This window comes from Rickettsia gravesii BWI-1, assembly GCF_000485845.1.
GTDB lineage: Bacteria > Pseudomonadota > Alphaproteobacteria > Rickettsiales > Rickettsiaceae > Rickettsia > Rickettsia rickettsii.
This window is the reverse complement of the sequence record NZ_AWXL01000017.1, coordinates 13,349-30,279: the sequence shown is the minus strand read 5'-3', so window position 1 is coordinate 30,279 and position 16,931 is coordinate 13,349. Positions and strand designations below refer to the sequence as shown.

Below are 16,931 nucleotides of genomic sequence, written 5' to 3'. Positions count from 1 at the left end.
CCCGCCGTTATGCACATTATTCATTCTACTAGAAATAAAAACAGTGATACATTTCAATTAGATGCAGCTGTAAAAAAATTAACTGATATTGCAGCAATATGCGATACTGAAATAAATTTTATACTCAAGATAGTTATAATAATATTAATGAGAACGATAATATATATTATCATACCGGTAGAATAGCTGAAGAATTTTTATTAGGCCTTTTAAAAGGTGAAACTGATGAAATTTGTGGTCCTCATTCTTTTAACGATCATGTGCAGCATATATTAGAAGCGAAAATGGGGGTTATGTATACTCAGATTCATGTAGAAGCATTTTGTTCATCAGGAGAAGACTATGACCCATCTCTAAGCAGACAAGAGGGATTATCGAGTATTTACCCCTTTATGAATATGTTGTTTTACAAAAATATAAAGTTAAATATTGCTTATATATTCTAATTAGTGTATTTTCGTTACGGATAAGCATTATAAAAATTATAGAGAGGTGGGTTTATCCCACCTTTTTTGTTATAAATATCAAGTATGCAAACTATTGAACAACAAATAACAAACGTAATAGAAGAATCCTTGACGGATATGGGGTTTGAGTTAGTTCTTGTTAAGTTTAAAGGTGTTAACCCTAAAGTAGTCGAGATATTGATTGATAGCTTAAACGGCGAAAAAATATCTGTGGAAGATTGTACTAAAGCAAGTCGGACTATCTCCGCTATTCTAGATGTTGAAGATTTAATAGAAGCTGCATATTCTTTAGAGGTAGCATCAAGCGGTCTTGAACGTCCGTTAGTAAAGTTTGAAAATTATAATAGATTTTTAGAAAGAGAAGTTAAAATCAAACTTAAAGAATTATTGAATGGCAAAACTCGTTATCAGGGTAAAATAATTAAAGCCGAAAATAATAAAATATATTTAAAATGTGAAGAACAAGAAGTACTAATTGATTATAATTTAATTAAAAATGCTAATCTAGTTTTAACTGAAGAAGTATTTAAAAAATTGCTAAAGCAATAAGAGATAATGTATGTCTAATATAGGTAATGTAGAAATTTTACAAATTATAGATTCTGTAGCCCGTGAGAAAGGAATATCAAAAGAAATTTTGATTTCAACGGTTGAACAAGCGGTACAAGCAGCAGGACGAAAAAAATACGGTAATGAATATAATATTAAAGCTCAGATAAATAGGAAAACCGGTGAGATAAATCTTTTAAGGATCTTAAAAATAGTAGAAGATGTAGAAGATTACTTAACGCAAATCTCACTTGAAGAAGCTTTAATAAAGAATCCGGAAGCTAAAATCGGTGATGAGATATATGAATATTTACCGCCGATTGATCATGCTAGAGTATCGGCTCAAGCTGCAAAACAAGTTATAACTCAACGTGTTATAGAAGCTGAACGTGAAAAACAATATCATGACTTTAAAGATAGAAAAGGCGAAATTATAAACGGGATAGTTAAGAGAATAGAATACGGTGATATAATAGTTGACTTGAATCGTGCTGAAGCAATAATAAAAAAAGATCAATTAATTAAGGGTGAGAGTTTTAAACCTAATGATCGTATAAAAGCATATGTACAGGATGTAAGGCAAGAAACAAAAGGACCGCAGATTTTCTTGTCTAGAGTAGATAACCAGATGCTAGTTAAACTATTTAAGCTAGAAGTACCTGAAATTCTTGAAGCTATTATTCAAATAAAATCAGTAGCACGTGATCCCGGTTCAAAAGCAAAAATAGCGGTATTTGCTTCGGATAGTAGTATAGATCCCGTAGGCTCATGCGTAGGTATTAGAGGTAATAGAGTAAAAGCTGTAACAAATGAATTAAACGGGGAGAAAATTGATATAGTATTATGGAGTAATGATCTTGCACAGTTTATAGTTAATGCTCTTGCACCGCTTGCACCTGGGGAAATCACAAAAATTTTGATTGATGAGGATAAACATAAGGTAGAAGTAGTAGTTTCGCAAGAAAATCAAAGTATTGCAATAGGTAGAAGAGGGCAGAATGTTCGTTTAGCTTCTCAGCTTACAGGTTGGAATATCGATATAATGACCGAAGAGCAAGAATCAAAAAGAAGAAATGAAGAGTTCTTAACTTCTACGGAATTATTTATGGAAGCTTTAGATGTTGAAGAAGTTATAGGTCAGCTTTTATCGGTAACGGGATTTAATTCAGTAGAACAAATTGCTAGTAGTGAGATTAGTACTTTAACAAGAATCGAAGGCTTTGAGGAAGAACTTGCCGTAGAGATTAAAAATCGAGCTATTAATTACGTCGACCTTAAGAATGAAAAGATTATCAAAAAGCTAGAGGATCTAGGAGTTGAGCAAGAATTAATAGATATATTAGAATTATCGCTTGAATTAATATTAAAATTTGCCGAATATGGTATAAAGACCATAGAAGATTTAGGAGAGATGAGCGTAAATGAATTTAAAAATTTAGCTCCAAATTCTAATATAACGGACGAAAATATTAAATTGTTGATTAAAACTGCTAGACAGCATGGTGAATTGAAGGATAGTTAGTGGGTTGAATGTAGGGTGTATTTCATTCCTGCGAAAGCAGGCATCCAGAATAAATAGCTTAGTAATTAGGGCGTCCTTGATAAAATAAACCTATAAAAACAAGTTTTTTTTATAAATTTTAGTGGATTCCCGCTTTCGCGGGAATGACATAAACGAGCCATGCGAGCAACACTGCTTTTAGCTAGGAATGACATAATCAAGTAGTAGACGGAAAAAACAGAAACACAAAGGTTTTAAATATGACGGATAACCAGGAAATCAAACCCAAAAAGTTGACACTTGGCAATTCAAAATTATCGCTTAATAAGTCTTTTGACTCTCTTACAGGAGCTCAAAGCTTTGTTAATGCTAAATCTAAAACGCTAGTAGAAGTTAGAAAAAGCTCTACCGGTAGTGCTACTACCTTTTCATTAAATAAAGAAAGGAATAGCTTAGATCAAACTGTTATTGATGTTAATAAGGAAGAATTTAACAGACGTTTATCTATTCTTAAAAAAGCTGCTGAGCAATCTAAATTAAATGACCCTTCAAAAATAAGCACTTTAAGTAAACTTGCAAGTATTAACCAGTCTGCTAACTCAAAAATAGAACCGCTAGAAACTGATAAAGAAGTTGAACAAAAACAGCAAAATACCGAAGAAAATAAAGTAGAAGTTAGTGCTAAAATCGTTCAAGATGATGAAGATATACCGTCACAAATACCTAAAAAGAAAGAAGAAACTTTTTTAAAGTCTCCTTTAGTAGGAATGCGAACACGTTACGGTATAGAATCAGAGAAAGAATTAGATAAAACAGCAGATAGTAAAATAGTCGTACCAAAAATTAAGCTAGAAGAGCCAAAAAAATTCAAAAAAGCCGATCTTTTCAATATGCTTAGTGACGACGAAAGCGGCAGCGGTAGAACTAGAAGTCTTGCTTCTATAAAAAGAGCTAGAGAAAAAGAAAAGCGTAAATTAGTATCACAAGCACCTGAGAAAGTATATAGAGAAGTGACGATCCCGGAAGTTATCGGAGTCGGCGATCTTGCAAATGCTATGTCTGAAAGAGTGGCTGATGTAATTAAAGAATTAATGAAACTCGGTATTCTTGCAAATGCTAGCCAAACAATAGATGCCGATACGGCAGAACTAGTTGCAACAAATTTAGGGCATACGGTAAAAAGAGTCCAAGAGTCAGATGTTGAAAATGTTTTAATTAGTGATGATAAGGTTGAGGATTTAAGAACGCGTGCTCCGGTTGTGACGGTAATGGGTCATGTCGATCATGGTAAAACCTCATTGCTTGACGCTCTTAAGTCTACAGATATTGCTGCAGGTGAGCTAGGCGGAATTACACAACATATTGGGGCTTATAGAGTAACTCTTGCAGACGGTAGAGCAATTACTTTTATTGATACTCCGGGGCATGAAGCTTTTTCGGAAATGCGGTCAAGAGGTGCTAAAGTAACGGATATAGTTATTATAGTGGTCGCAGCAGATGATGGAATCAAAATGCAAACGGTTGAGGCAATTAATCATGCGAAAGCAGCGGGTGTTCCTATAATTGTAGCTATTAATAAGATTGATAAGCCTGATATTGATATTGAGCGTGTAAAGAACGAATTATATGTCCACGAAATTATCGGCGAAGAGGCAGGTGGTGACGTTATGGTTATTCCTATCTCGGCACTAAAGAAAATTAACTTAGATAAACTTGAAGAAGCAATTTTATTAATTGCAGAAATGCAGGATTTAAAGGCAAATCCTTTCGGTTCAGCTGCCGGTGTTGTAATCGAGTCAAAAATTGAACAAGGAAAAGGAACGCTAACCACTCTATTAGTTCAGCGAGGTACTTTAAGAAACAGTGATATTATAATAGCTGGTACTTCTTACGGTAAAGTTAAAAAGATGACTAATGATAAGGGACTAGAAATAGTAGAAGCAACTCCGTCTGTTCCTGTAGAAATTCAGGGTTTAAATGAAGTGCCTTTTGCCGGCGATAAATTTAATATAGTACAAAATGAGAAACAAGCAAAAGATATAGCCGAATATAGAATGCGTCTTGCTAAAGAAAAAAAAATATCTATTGCACCGCGTTCAAGTTTAGAAGATTTGTTTTTAAAAGCTTCCGGTAATAGTAAAATTAAGGAATTACCTTTGATTATTAAAGGTGATGTTCAAGGGTCGGTTGAAGCTATTTCAGGTAGCTTATTAAAATTACCGAGTGATGAGATAAAGCTTCGTATACTTCATAGCGGCGTAGGTCCGATAACGGAATCCGATGTATCTCTTGCACATGCTTCTTCGGCTATTATTGTCGGCTTTAACGTTAGAGCAGGGGCAAATGCCTTAACTGCCGCAGAAAAAGAAAAAGTCGATATTCGATATTATAGTATAATATATCATTTAATTGATGATATAAAAGCCATTATGAGCGGTATGCTTGATCCGATCGTTAGAGAGCAGTATATCGGAAGCGCAGAAATTAGACAAATATTTAATATTACCAAAGTCGGTAAAATCGCCGGTAGCTATGTAACTAAAGGGATTATTAAGAAAGGAGCGGGTGTACGCTTATTACGTGATAATGTAGTCATTCATGAAGGAAAACTCAAAACTTTAAAACGCTTTAAAGATGAAGTTAAAGAAGTTAGAGAAGGATATGAGTGTGGTATAGCATTTGAAAATTACGAAGATATTAGAGAAGGAGACACAGTTGAAGTTTTTGAGCTAATTCAAGAACAAAGACAATTATAATATACTCGTTGAACTTCAAAAATTGGCTACATTATCATACAAGTACTGCGGCGTTGTTGCATGAATACTACTAAATCGTCATTGCGAGTAGTCGCAGACTGTATGGCAATCTCATGCAATAATAACAAACTCCTGAGATTGCTTCGTCAATTACTTCGTAATTTCCTCGCAATGACGAAAAAAGTTAATAATTATTAGCCTTTATCTTGACCTCCTCATAATTTTTATTATAATGCAATGCTGATTATTATAATAAGAAATGAGGAAAAATTATGACCATAACATCAATTTTTAATAAGTTACAAAATTTAATCCCACATAATACCTCTCCAAAGCCAGCCTCCTATCTTGTTAATGATGAATTAGATAATTCAATTAAGCAAAGTAAAGGTTTTTTCAGTACATTTAGTTCATCATTAAAAACAGTTTATGATTTTGGAGTAAAGAGTTTTAATATTATAAAAAATACATCTAGTATTCTTTCTTCTAAAGTTGCTGAAACTTTTAATTTTGTGAGTAATAAAGTTTTTTCTTATTTAAATAATAACGCTGAAGAAACATTAAAGCAAACTACTAATCAAGAAGAAAATACTGATTTTTTAGCAGCGTTAGATAATTCAATTAAGCAAAGTAAAGGTTTTTTCAGTACATTTAGTTCATCATTAAAAACAGTTTATGATTTTGGAGTAAAGAGTTTTAATATTATAAAAAGTACATCTAGTATTCTTTCTTCTAAAGTTGCTGAAACTTTTAATTTTGTAAGTAATAAAGTTTTTTCTTATTTAAATAATAACGCTGAAGAAACATTTAATCTCTTAGATCAACTTGAAACTCTTTCTGATAATGAGTTAGTAGAAGAAATTTTAAACACGTCTGAAAATGAGTTAGATGCAGTTTTTGAAAAGATGACATATAAAAAATTGGTAGAATTAATTAATAATATTTCCGATGAACAAGCACAAAAATTAGTTAATTATATTTTGCCGGAACATTTTGAGAAATTAATGAAATTTGTTCCATTAGATAAATTAAATACATATATAGATACTACCCTTTCTTTAGAAGAGCTTACCGAGCAGGAACTAAAAAAATTATTAGATGAGGATATTTCTGATGAACAGCTTGAAAATATAATTATTTTAGCAGGAGAAGAAAAACTTGCAGAAAATTTTGATATTATTCCAAATAAAAATTTAGTAAGAATCATGAGTAATATTTCAAATGATAAGCTAGACACAATAATTTTTCACGCCTCAGATGAAAGTCTAGTAAGAATCATTGATATTATTGACTCGGGTAATCATCATGATTTATCGAAATCATTAGTTGGGCAAATAATAGCCTTAATATACGACAAGAAGTGTGTAAAGCAAGAATCAGGTGCAGTATCTGATAGTGATTCCGGATTCTCTGATTATGAAGATGCAATAGAAGTATCAGACAATCAAGTAGAACACTCTAATAGTGATTTTACTATGCAGTTATCAGGTGAGAAATTATCTTATAATTATTTTGGAGTCTTTAATTATAAAGATGATGTAGTATACTTATAATAAAGCTCTTATGTCATTTCGTTGATTACAGAAATCTAGTAAATGGATTCCTACTTTTAACTAGGAATGGCATAATTGATTGCGATTTTGGCATCAGGAGGGCGTATGTATAGTGGCTCGATAGAGCTATTTAATTTTACATTGCTCGACAATCTACTAGCAATATATCTACAGGTAACCCAAGCTTTAACTCGTGCAAAACGTGGCAAGGTTATTATATTCGGCAAATGCATAATTTGGTGATATATAAATTCAAGTCCGCTACCGCAACAAACTATATTCCCTTTCTCATTTGTAAGCAGTTTTATAGCATACTCGAAATCTATCAATAACGGCTCTTCTATTTTTCCTGATTTATGAAAAACTTGCATATAAAGCTGTGAGCGATAAGCGTTTAAAAAGACATATATTTTATCATAATCTTTAACTTGAGTTATGGTTCTAAAATAAGCATATTCAAAATTGCTAACCGCTACTGCTTTAATATTCTCCTTGGAAAATAATATACCTTTAGCACTAGCAAGTCCTATTCTAATGCCGGTAAAGCTACCGGGTCCGTTAGTTACCGCTAAATAATCTAAATCATCATATGAACATTTAGCTGATTTCATCACGTCTTCTATCATCGGTATTAGATTTTCTGCTTGCATAGAAGGATGTAATTCTTCTATACATGCAAGGATATTCTCATTTTCGGATATTGCGACCGATGCAGTATTATTGGCTGTGTCAAATGCTAGTATTTTCATAGATTATTATTTGAATAAGTCACTATGTGTACCGGTATGTATATACCGGGAAATTTTTGAAAAGCCCTTATGTCATTCCCGCGAAAGCGGGAATGACATGGAATAAAATAGTAGAGGTTTGCAGAAGCATATTAAGTTAAGCTTTTTATACATTTCTTTATATGCAGAATATTTATTAATATTTAAACCTTTTGTTGATTCTTCTAATATTTTTATTGATTCTGTATTTAATTCTTTTTCCTGTTCTATTTTATGATATATCGCTTCTCTTACAAAATTCATAATAGTATCATTTTTATGTGCAGTGTGAACTTTAAGAAAATGATGTAATTCGTTTGGTATATCTATGCTCAGTCTAGTCATATTACATACTTATTTAAGTAATTACTTAAGTAAGTATATTATAAAATAAGAAAAATAAAAGTAAAAATATAGTCTCTAAAAATTATTTAAAGTATATTCAATAAAAGTTTGGCGTGCTTCAACCTGTCTATTATTATGAAATAAATATCTATTAAAAAAATAGTTTGTTAGAGCTAAAGCTTGCCGTTTTTCTTCTAATGTAATCTCGCTATTATCTGAAAGTAAAAATCTTGGTAACATCAATAATTTATCTTTATAAGGTTTTCCTACTTCATATGATAATGCTCTAGCTGATTTAGGTGATACATAGATTAAATCAGTTGTAACATGGCTCACGCCGCACTTGGTAAGATCAAGCTTATAACCCGTCTCGGCAAGTAAAGCTAGCTCAAAATTAATATAATCACGAAAACAAAAATTCTTTGATAAATTATCTAAATAGTTAATTAGAAATAAAAAAAATTTAGAATGTTCTTCTCTTTCATGAAATAACTCTTTGATTAAAGATATAACGGAATTAAAGGCATATAATTTAGCTTTATTTGTGATAAAATAACCGGTGTAAGATTTAATGAGTTCACATTTAGCCATGCCAATATGTTCATGTAATCTTGCCTGCCAAAGAAAATCTACAATATTCCCTTCTTGATATATAAATTTACTTTTTCTAGAAAATTCTTTTACAACTCCCGAATATAAACCATGATTTTTAGTAAAAACTGTAATAATAAATGTATTTTCTTTCAAAGGTTTTTTAGCAATTATTACTCCTATATCTTTAATGTTCATGGTTTTTATTATTAAATTTTCGTCATTGCGGGGAAAATTACGGAGTAATTGACGAAGCAATCCAGTTAAAAATGCTAATTTTTAGCATTTTTTTAATTATTTTCTGGATTGCCGTGCTCCTTTCAGTCGCTCGCAATGCCGGTTTGATATCCGTACAACAACCCCCTAGCTTCCTCAGAATTCCCTGTATATGATATATTCTTATACCCTAGTTTGATTGCAGTAAATAAAGCGGCGTGATCCTCTCCTACATTTACGGTAAGATCTAAAACTTTTTCCGGAAATTCTTTACTTAGAGTTTTAAACATGTAATCAATTGCTAGCATACCGTAATATTTTACGCTAGAGGCATGATTTGTTAATATCAGCTGCTCTTCTACACTAGATAAAAAATTACGTGCTTCTTCCAAATTTCTTATTTCATACACTATATTCATTTAATTATCTCTTTTAGGTCTTTTAAATGTGAGACGGAAGATATAAAGTTATACGTTAAATTTTCAAATTTAGAGCAGATAATCTTATTAAATCCAAGTTTTACGGCTTCTTTTATTCTTGTTTCTGCTTTTGCGGTTTTTCTTATTTCACCTGATAAGCTTATTTCGCCGAAAAAGACGCTATGTTCGGGTACAGGTTTGTCGGTTGCAGCAGATATTAAGCTCGCTGCTACTGCTAAATCAGAAGCAGGATCGGCAATTTTAAGTCCCCCCGCAATGCTTAAATATACCTCATAATTAGCAAGATTAAGTCCTATCCTACTACTAAGTACGGCAAGTATCATTGATAACCTATTAGTATCCCAGCCCACCGCAGAGCGTCTAGGAGTTACCATATTTGAGGGTACTATAAGGGCTTGTACTTCCATAAGTAACGGTCTTGAACCTTCGATTCCTGCAAAAATAGACGTACCTATAACGTTCTGTTCTCGCTTCATTAAAAATAGTTCAGACGGATTTGTTACTTCAATAAGCCCGCTGCCGCTCATCTCAAATACTCCTATTTCACCCACACCGCCAAAACGATTTTTATATGAGCGTAAAATACGGAAATGATTATTATGATCTCCCTCAAAATATAGTACGGTATCAACTAAATGTTCAAGTATCTTAGGACCTGCTAGTTGTCCGTCTTTAGTGACGTGACAGCTTAATAAAATAATTATATTGTTTTGTTTAGCATAATTAACAAGCTCATTTGCACATGTACGAATTTGCGAAACAGTGCCTGGAGGCGATGATAATTCTTTTGTGGTAATTGTTTGAATAGAATCAATCACTATTAAATCAATATTATTTTTATTAGCTTCTATACTCGCAATAATATCTTCCAAATTAGTAGCTGCTAAAATATCGGTATTATAGTTAGTGAGGTTTAGCCTTATGGCCCTTAATTTTATTTGGTCTAACGATTCTTCGCCCGTTATATATAAGCAATTCATCTTTGATGCAAAGTTACTTGCTGCTAGCTGTAGTAACAAAGTAGATTTGCCTATACCAGGGTCTCCTCCTATTAATATAGCAGAACCAAGCACTAAACCGCCGCCTAGTACTCTATTTAATTCACCTATAGGGGTAGGAATGCGTAACTGCTCGGTTACATGCCCTGAAAGCTTATCGCAGTCTTGCTTGCTACCGACTTTAACAATTGCTTGATTTGCACTTACTATCTCTTCGACAATACTACCCCATACACCGCAATCAAAGCACTGCCCTGACCATTTAGGACTAATATTTCCACAGTTAGAACACATGTAATGCTTTTTGGTCATGTTTGTTTTTTAATGTCTTGTTACGCGGTTCTATATCATTCCCACGAAAGTGGGAATCCAGAAAAAATAACCTTAATACAGGTACAAAACTACATACTATTAATAAAATAAACATATAAACACAAGTTTTTATATGTTTTACTGGATTCCCGCCTCCGCGGGAATGACGGTAAAGCTCAAAACCAACAGCTTACTCTTACCATATAGTTTTTCACGTATAATTTCAATATTTTCATCTAAAACATAATCATCTGTTTTAGCCATCTCAATAACTATAATAGCACCGTCTTTGAGCCAATTATTTTTTATCAGCAGTTTCATTACTTTAGGCACTATATTTTTATGATAAGGTGGGTCTATAAAGACAAGATCAAATGATTTATTAGACATCTTCCCAAACTTTGCTTCTAGAGGTAATTTAGACGTCAATCCGGTACTCGCATCCTCACGTACTAGTGTGTACGCTGCGGTGCTGCGTTCCGTGTCTCCTTTAGATTCCTCTCTATAAGCTGGTTTAAAAAGATGTCTAATAGATTTCGGTAGATTTAAAGCATTAATATTAACGAAATTAACATTATTTTCAATGTTTAGAGATTTAGCAAATCCTTCTGCTATTTTTAATGAGGATGTATCAATATCAATTAAGGTAGCAAAACCTGCTCCTCTTGATAGGCTCTCAAAAGCCAGGCTACCGCTACCGGCAAATAAATCGAGAATGTGAGTATTTTCGTTAAATAATTTATTACCGGTAAACTCACCGGAGGTTAATATACTAAATATTGCCTCTTTGAGCTTACCGGTGGAAGGTCGATATTTGATATTTTTAGCGGTAGGTATAATTTGGTTTCTATATTTACCGGATATTATTTTTAACACTTATTTAGTTATACGCTGCTTTTGTTGAGCGTGATTTTTTTCGTCTTTTATTTTTGTGGCAAATCCTTTGCCTTTAGTGTTAGGCTTAAATTTTGCTGCGAATGTATTAGATTTTGTTTGTTGTTTTTCTACAGTTTTATCTTCCTTTTCTTTTATTTCTACTTTTGGCGTTGCTTGGTTTAAATTATTTTGTGCTTGTTTTAAAAAATCTTGTTCTTTAGCTTTATCAATATTATTATTTACATTATTTAAATTTTCTTCCCTTTCTTTAGATTTGTCTGTCTCAGCTTTTTGTCTTGCTTGTTGTTTTTCTGTTACTAATTCATCAATATTTTCAGGAGGCGGTGAGATATATTTATCTATACTACTAGTTAAGTTTTCAAATAACTTCTGAAGATTGCGTAAAGGTTTTTGAGTGAGTTTATAAGTTTTGGCAGCGACTAGCACTCCGGCCAAAATACCTGCTCCTAGAATGACAGCTTTAGTAGTAAGGGCCGTGCCGGTGACCAATAACACAGGCATTGCTACGAAAGGTGCAGCTGCTACTGCAAGACCCACTACTACGGCAAGTCCTACTAAAAATTTTTTACTTACTAAAAAATTTGTTACGCGGCTAATTCCTGATGTAGTACTTTTAGCCAGTTTTGTACAAAGCTGTCCTATTCCAGTTTTCAGAAACCAACCGCTTTTCTCTCTTGCATGAATTTTATCTTGTAATTTAGCATGTTCATTAACATTGACAGATGTTTTTTTACCGTCTTTATCTTGATGATCTAAATTCCCTTTAGTCTCACCTTTAGTATCATGCATCTTTGTAGCATCGTTGATTTTTGCTTTATCAAAATCTGCTCCTTCTTTATTAATTCCAGTTAGATTTGCTGCTTTTAGATTCGCTTGTTTTAGCTTTGCTTCTTTAAATATAGCCTCGGCTGCTTCCACTGCTTGCATATCGGCATTTTCCAACATTGCTTTAGTGAAATCGGCTTTAGTAAGATCGGCACGCTGCATAATTGCATTTTTAAAGTTAGTTTCCTTAGCATTAATATTTTTAGCAATAGCATCCGAAATATTTAATCCTTCGGCTTCTGCTTTTTCTAAAGTAGCATTACTTAACTGAGCAAATTGTGCAGTTGCATTAGTAAGCGTAGCGTTTGTAAGATCGGCATATTCAAGATTTGCTTTATCAAGCTGTGCTTTTGTTAAATCAGCGTTCTTAAGTTTAACACGCTGCATTATAGCTTCTCTTAAATCAGCTTCTTTTAAAGATAGTATATTTTCAAATTCAGCATCGCTAAAATAGGCATTTCTTGCAGTTATGCCTTGCATGTTACATTGCTCTTTAAATTTTGCTTCTAATGCATGTGTTTTATTCATAAAAACATTTTCAAGATCAGTAGAAACGATATTTGCTTGATCTAGAAGTGCATTATTTAAAACTACCCCCTGCATTTGAACTCTTTGCATATCTGCATAAGCAAGCGATATACCGGTAAGATTAGAATTTTTCCATTCTGAATCTTTAATAATTAACTTTTCGGCATCGGCGTTAACCATCATAACCGCATTAAATTTGCTATTTGTTACCTCTACTTCAGATAAATCTACTTTAGGCATGTAAGCTCTCGACATATCACTATTTTCAATTTTGCTCTTTTTAAGATCAGCAAAAAGAAATCCTGCGTTACGAGCCGTAACATTTTGAAAAACGGCATTTTGTAAATTAGCTCCTTCAAAATTAGTAAAATCTAAATTACAATTTGAGATTTTGATATTCTCTAAATTGGCTGAAGCAAATAATGTATTCTTCAGGTTAAGATTAGTAAGAGTTTTACCTGATAAATTAATCGCTGAAAGATCAGGAACTATATTTAAATCTTCTGAAAGATTTTTTTGCTTTCTAACAAATTCGGTAAGAGATAATTTTGTATTGGATTGTTTTGCTGTTTCAGCTAAATATAGATCAAATTCGGCAGAAGTTAATTTTATATATTCTTTCGGTATATCTCGCTCTTTGGCAGTCGAACCTATAATATATGATGGGTCTAGTTTTATTTGTATTTCTTCGTTTTTTAACTGCTCAAAAATACCATCTAAACCCTTACCGCAGAACATTCTAAGATTATCTAAAGCATATACTTCAGTTTCTAATTTGTTTACTTCATGCTGTAACTTGTTGATTTTTTCTAGTTCGTTTTGTCGGTTTCTAGCAATAGTTTCTGGACTATTCCAAAAAGTATTTAAAAGATTGGTAGTAATCCCAGGATTATCTAAATTTTGCTTTAGAGTTTCTAACTCTTCTTGCTTAGTCTTTAGCTCTTTTGATTTGATTTCCCATAAAGTTTTTTCGTCTTCTCCAGCCAAAATATATTTCTTTGTCTTCGTAGCTTCATCTATAACTATTTCTTTGATATGTTCTTTTTCTAAGTCTTTATCTATATATTGATTTAATCTTTCAAGATCTGAAAAAGATAGTTTTATATCTCGTATTTTATCTTTGAGATTGGGGATTTTATAGTTATCATAATCATAATCTTTATAATTAAAATCTGTATAATGAAGATTTGCTCCTCTAAAGTCGGTACCGATAAATGTACAATCATTAAATTTTACATTTGTTAAATCTGAATCACATAATATGGTATTTGTTAAGTCACAATTATTAAATACGGCATCTGTTAGTATTGTACCTTGGAAATTAGCATTGGCTAAATCTGCGTTAATTTCCATATTTTCTAAACTAGTAATAATAATTTTATCATTATCTTCAACGAAATATTTATGTTTGATAAAATCATTTAGCGAGACACTAGGGTTATCTTTTATATAATCAAGGTAATCGTTTAGGTCTTTTTCTTCACATTTATATATATTAAGATTTGTCATATGTATCCTATATGATTAGTTAAAATGTATTAATAATAACATATTACTAATTATTTTTCCAGTATTTTATTATTTATTTCTTTGTAATCTCTAGGTTTTAGATTATCTATTGTAAAACTACCATATTGAATCCTAATTAATTTGTTAATTTTTAGTCCAAAATACTCGAATATTCTTCTAATTTCACGATTTTTTCCTTCAAATAAAACTACTTCAAACCAAGAATTACTCTTATTTTGCTTAAGTAATTTTATCGAATAAGGGTTATAAAATATCCCGTCAATTTCTAAATTTTTATAATTGCTTTTTAGTAGAATATCAGACTTCCCGTACGCCCTAACATGATATACTCGCTTTAACCTACTTGAGGGGAGCTCAAACCGACGAGCTAAATCACCGCTATTAGTTAGTAATAACAAACCTTCGCTATTTAAATCCAGCCTACCTATTGAAATAACACGAGGTAAACCGGTTAGCTGCTCAAACACTGTTTTACGAGATAAAGGATCTTTATGAGTGGTAATTAAACCAACAGGTTTGTAATAAATCCAAAGCCTTGGTTTGTGTATATTATTGATTAATGTGCCTGATACTTCAATTTGATTACTAATATCAACATTTGTAGCCGGTGATAAAATTGTAATGCCGTCTACTTTTACCTGTCCTTCAACTATCAGCTTTTCAGCATCACGCCTAGAACAAACTCCTGCATTACTAATTATTTTAGCTAATCTATGCATTTTTAAATATAGTAAATTTCAACAGACCTCTTTCCAAGCGTTGCTTCTAGGGGTAATTTATACGTTGATCCGGTACTCGTATCTTCACGTATTTTTCTATATACGCTGTGGTGCTGTGTTCCGTGTCTCCTTTAAATTCCTCTCTATAAGCTGGTTTGGGAAGAGATCTAATAAGAATATATAAAAATACCCTTAAAAAGCAATATTAATAATTTTACTATACCGCTACATATGTTTTAACAAAATTATACGAATGTTAATTTTACTTATCAAAACTTTTTATTCTTTAAAATTCTTATCTTCTTTTTTTAGCTGATTTTCTTTTTAGCAAAAATTAAGTCCTTTGTTTTAATCTAAACTTCATTAAATTATGCAAAAACTTATTGGTTCAATCCTGTTAATTTCAGGTACTTGTATAGGTAGCGGTATGATAGCACTACCCATGGTATTAGCAAAATTAGGTATAATACCTAGTATAATATTGATGTTTATAATTTGGTTTATAATGTATTATACTTCTTTAATTAACCTAGAGCTTAATCTTCAAGCGGGTAAAGGCTTAACACTTGGGCATTGGGAAAATATTTTTTAGGACATACTGCTCAAATCATCGGTACGGTAAGCCTTAAGCTCCTTTCATATGCTTTATTTGCAGTATTTATATACGGAGGCTCTTCAATATTACAGAAGTTATTAGCTTTAAATACAAGTATAACTTATATAGTAGCATGGTGTATTATTATTAGTATTCTAACATTATTATTACCTCTAAAGTTAGTAGATTATATAAATCGGGTACTATTTAATCGGATTGCTTATAATAATTGCAATTTTAGTTATTGGACTTGTTTCTATGATTCAGTGGGATAATTTACTGTTATTCTCACCAAATTATAAAGAAATATCTATATGGGGTGTAGTCACTCCGGTAGTTGTTACTTCATTTGGTTTCCAAGTAATCTTCCATACCTTAACTAATTATTGTAACAAAAATGCTAAAGACGGCGTTTTTATTTGGAAGCTTAATTCCTGCAATAGTATATATAATTTGGACTTGTAGTATTCTTATTGTAGCACATCATAATAATCCAACATTTTATCAACAAATGATTACCAGTAATGTAGAAGTCGGAGATTTGAGGCATTAAGTAATATAGCAAAATGGCCGTCCGTACAATTATTAGTTTGGATAATTTCAACTCTTGCTATCGTTACATCAATACTCGGAGTAGGAGTAGGGCTATGTGATGCCCTTAAAACTATGTTTATGAATTCGATACCGAATGTAGTAATGCGTAATATGACCGCTTCTATCGTTACTATATTACCAGCTTATATTGTAGCAGTAGTAGTCTAATGCTTTTATTACAATTTTAGGATTTGCTGGTATGATTCTTGTAATTATTGCAATTTTATTACCGGTTTATCTGTTATATAAAGTAAAGATAAATAATTTATTATCTTGAATTACAAAAACAATATCTAATTATTATATGCGTAATTGTCGAAATGCTTATAATGGGCTATGAACTTGTTAATATAGTATAAATAATAAGGCTATTTATTATTTATAAATATACTTAATAATATTGAAAAATAGGAATTTTGTAAATATAAATATTATGATAATAGGAAATAATATAGAAACAATCAAACATATAGGCAATAACGGGCAAATATCCCTGGGGAAGAAATATGCAGGAAAACAGATACAAGTTTTAACCTTAAGTGACGGTACTATAATAATAAAGCCCGGTAAGTTCATTCTTGATAATGAGATGTGGCTTTATAGGAACAATAATAACGAGATGCTTGATAAAGCAATAGGATGGACAGAAAAAAATAAAATATAAACATCGTCATTGCGAGGAAGGTACGAAGTAACTGACGAAGCAATTTCGGGAAAAATTCCTGAGATTGCCACGCTCACTAACGTT

At 31.9% G+C, this 16,931-nt stretch carries 14 protein-coding genes and 4 pseudogenes; 9 read left to right on the top strand and 9 right to left on the bottom strand.

Annotated elements, in window-relative coordinates:
- The first annotated feature begins 9 nt into the window (after positions 1 to 9).
- The 5 genes and pseudogenes from RGRA_RS14370 to RGRA_RS0105295 all read left to right on the top strand — a co-directional run bounded on the left by RGRA_RS14370 (position 10) and on the right by RGRA_RS0105295 (position 6,826).
- Positions 10 to 315: pseudogene (locus RGRA_RS14370) on the top strand (ferredoxin reductase domain-containing protein).
- A gap of 215 nt (positions 316 to 530) precedes the next feature.
- On the top strand, positions 531 to 1,016 hold the full coding sequence (gene rimP, locus RGRA_RS0105310; protein ID WP_017442310.1) for a ribosome maturation factor RimP: 486 nt from the start codon (positions 531 to 533) through the stop codon (positions 1,014 to 1,016).
- A 10-nt stretch (positions 1,017 to 1,026) separates the two neighbouring features.
- On the top strand, positions 1,027 to 2,538 hold the full coding sequence (gene nusA / locus RGRA_RS0105305; RefSeq protein ID WP_017442309.1) for a transcription termination factor NusA: 1,512 nt from the start codon (positions 1,027 to 1,029) through the stop codon (positions 2,536 to 2,538).
- Positions 2,539 to 2,777: 239 nt separating this feature from the next.
- Positions 2,778 to 5,273: a translation initiation factor IF-2 gene (infB, locus tag RGRA_RS0105300; protein ID WP_017442308.1), complete on the top strand. Its 2,496-nt coding sequence runs from the start codon at positions 2,778 to 2,780 to the stop codon at positions 5,271 to 5,273.
- A gap of 272 nt (positions 5,274 to 5,545) precedes the next feature.
- Positions 5,546 to 6,826, top strand: coding sequence for a hypothetical protein (locus RGRA_RS0105295; RefSeq protein ID WP_024547338.1), 1,281 nt, complete (start codon positions 5,546 to 5,548; stop codon positions 6,824 to 6,826).
- A gap of 56 nt (positions 6,827 to 6,882) precedes the next feature.
- Here the strand turns inward: RGRA_RS0105295 and tsaB are convergent, their stop codons facing one another.
- The 9 genes and pseudogenes from tsaB to RGRA_RS10725 all read right to left on the bottom strand — a co-directional run.
- Entirely contained in the window at positions 6,883 to 7,575 is a 693-nt protein-coding gene (gene tsaB, locus RGRA_RS0105290; RefSeq protein WP_017442306.1) for a tRNA (adenosine(37)-N6)-threonylcarbamoyltransferase complex dimerization subunit type 1 TsaB, read from the bottom strand.
- A gap of 72 nt (positions 7,576 to 7,647) precedes the next feature.
- Positions 7,648 to 7,938: a hypothetical protein gene (locus RGRA_RS0105285; RefSeq protein WP_017442305.1), complete on the bottom strand. Its 291-nt coding sequence runs from the start codon at positions 7,936 to 7,938 to the stop codon at positions 7,648 to 7,650.
- A 75-nt stretch (positions 7,939 to 8,013) separates the two neighbouring features.
- On the bottom strand, positions 8,014 to 8,727 hold the full coding sequence (gene recO, locus RGRA_RS0105280) for a DNA repair protein RecO (protein ID WP_017442304.1): 714 nt from the start codon (positions 8,725 to 8,727) through the stop codon (positions 8,014 to 8,016).
- Between the two features lie 122 nt (positions 8,728 to 8,849).
- Positions 8,850 to 9,164 (bottom strand): hypothetical protein, encoded by a 315-nt coding sequence (locus RGRA_RS0105275; RefSeq protein WP_017442303.1) that lies wholly within the window; start codon positions 9,162 to 9,164, stop codon positions 8,850 to 8,852.
- On the bottom strand, positions 9,161 to 10,495 hold the full coding sequence (gene radA, locus RGRA_RS0105270) for a DNA repair protein RadA (RefSeq protein WP_017442302.1): 1,335 nt from the start codon (positions 10,493 to 10,495) through the stop codon (positions 9,161 to 9,163). The genes RGRA_RS0105275 and radA overlap by 4 nt, the downstream gene beginning before the upstream one ends.
- Positions 10,496 to 10,633: 138 nt before the next feature.
- A complete protein-coding gene (locus tag RGRA_RS0105265) occupies positions 10,634 to 11,371 on the bottom strand; it encodes an RsmD family RNA methyltransferase (protein WP_017442301.1) in 738 nt (245 codons plus the stop codon).
- Between the two features lie 4 nt (positions 11,372 to 11,375).
- Positions 11,376 to 14,254 (bottom strand): annotated as a pseudogene (locus tag RGRA_RS09095) (pentapeptide repeat-containing protein).
- Between the two features lie 50 nt (positions 14,255 to 14,304).
- Positions 14,305 to 14,994 (bottom strand): pseudouridine synthase, encoded by a 690-nt coding sequence (locus RGRA_RS0105255; RefSeq protein WP_017442299.1) that lies wholly within the window; start codon positions 14,992 to 14,994, stop codon positions 14,305 to 14,307.
- Positions 14,995 to 14,999: 5 nt separating this feature from the next.
- A pseudogene (locus RGRA_RS10725) lies at positions 15,000 to 15,163 on the bottom strand (palindromic element RPE1 domain-containing protein); the annotation flags it as partial.
- Positions 15,164 to 15,364: 201 nt separating this feature from the next.
- On the opposite strand from RGRA_RS10725, the gene RGRA_RS14135 reads away from it, so the two are divergent.
- The 4 genes and pseudogenes from RGRA_RS14135 to RGRA_RS0105235 all read left to right on the top strand — a co-directional run bounded on the left by RGRA_RS14135 (position 15,365) and on the right by RGRA_RS0105235 (position 16,847).
- The gene (locus tag RGRA_RS14135) at positions 15,365 to 15,586 is read left to right on the top strand and encodes an aromatic amino acid transport family protein (RefSeq protein WP_017442298.1); all 222 of its coding nucleotides are present in this window, start codon (positions 15,365 to 15,367) and stop codon (positions 15,584 to 15,586) included.
- Positions 15,568 to 15,864 carry an aromatic amino acid transport family protein gene (locus RGRA_RS13585; RefSeq protein WP_017442297.1) on the top strand — a complete coding sequence of 99 codons (297 nt, stop codon included), beginning with the start codon at positions 15,568 to 15,570 and terminating at the stop codon, positions 15,862 to 15,864. The genes RGRA_RS14135 and RGRA_RS13585 overlap by 19 nt, the downstream gene beginning before the upstream one ends.
- Positions 15,848 to 16,460 (top strand): annotated as a pseudogene (locus RGRA_RS14640) (aromatic amino acid transport family protein). Before RGRA_RS13585 ends, RGRA_RS14640 begins: the two are co-directional and overlap by 17 nt.
- A gap of 156 nt (positions 16,461 to 16,616) precedes the next feature.
- Complete coding sequence (locus RGRA_RS0105235; protein ID WP_017442296.1) at positions 16,617 to 16,847, top strand: hypothetical protein; 231 nt, start codon at positions 16,617 to 16,619, stop codon at positions 16,845 to 16,847.
- Positions 16,848 to 16,931: the final 84 nt, after the last annotated feature.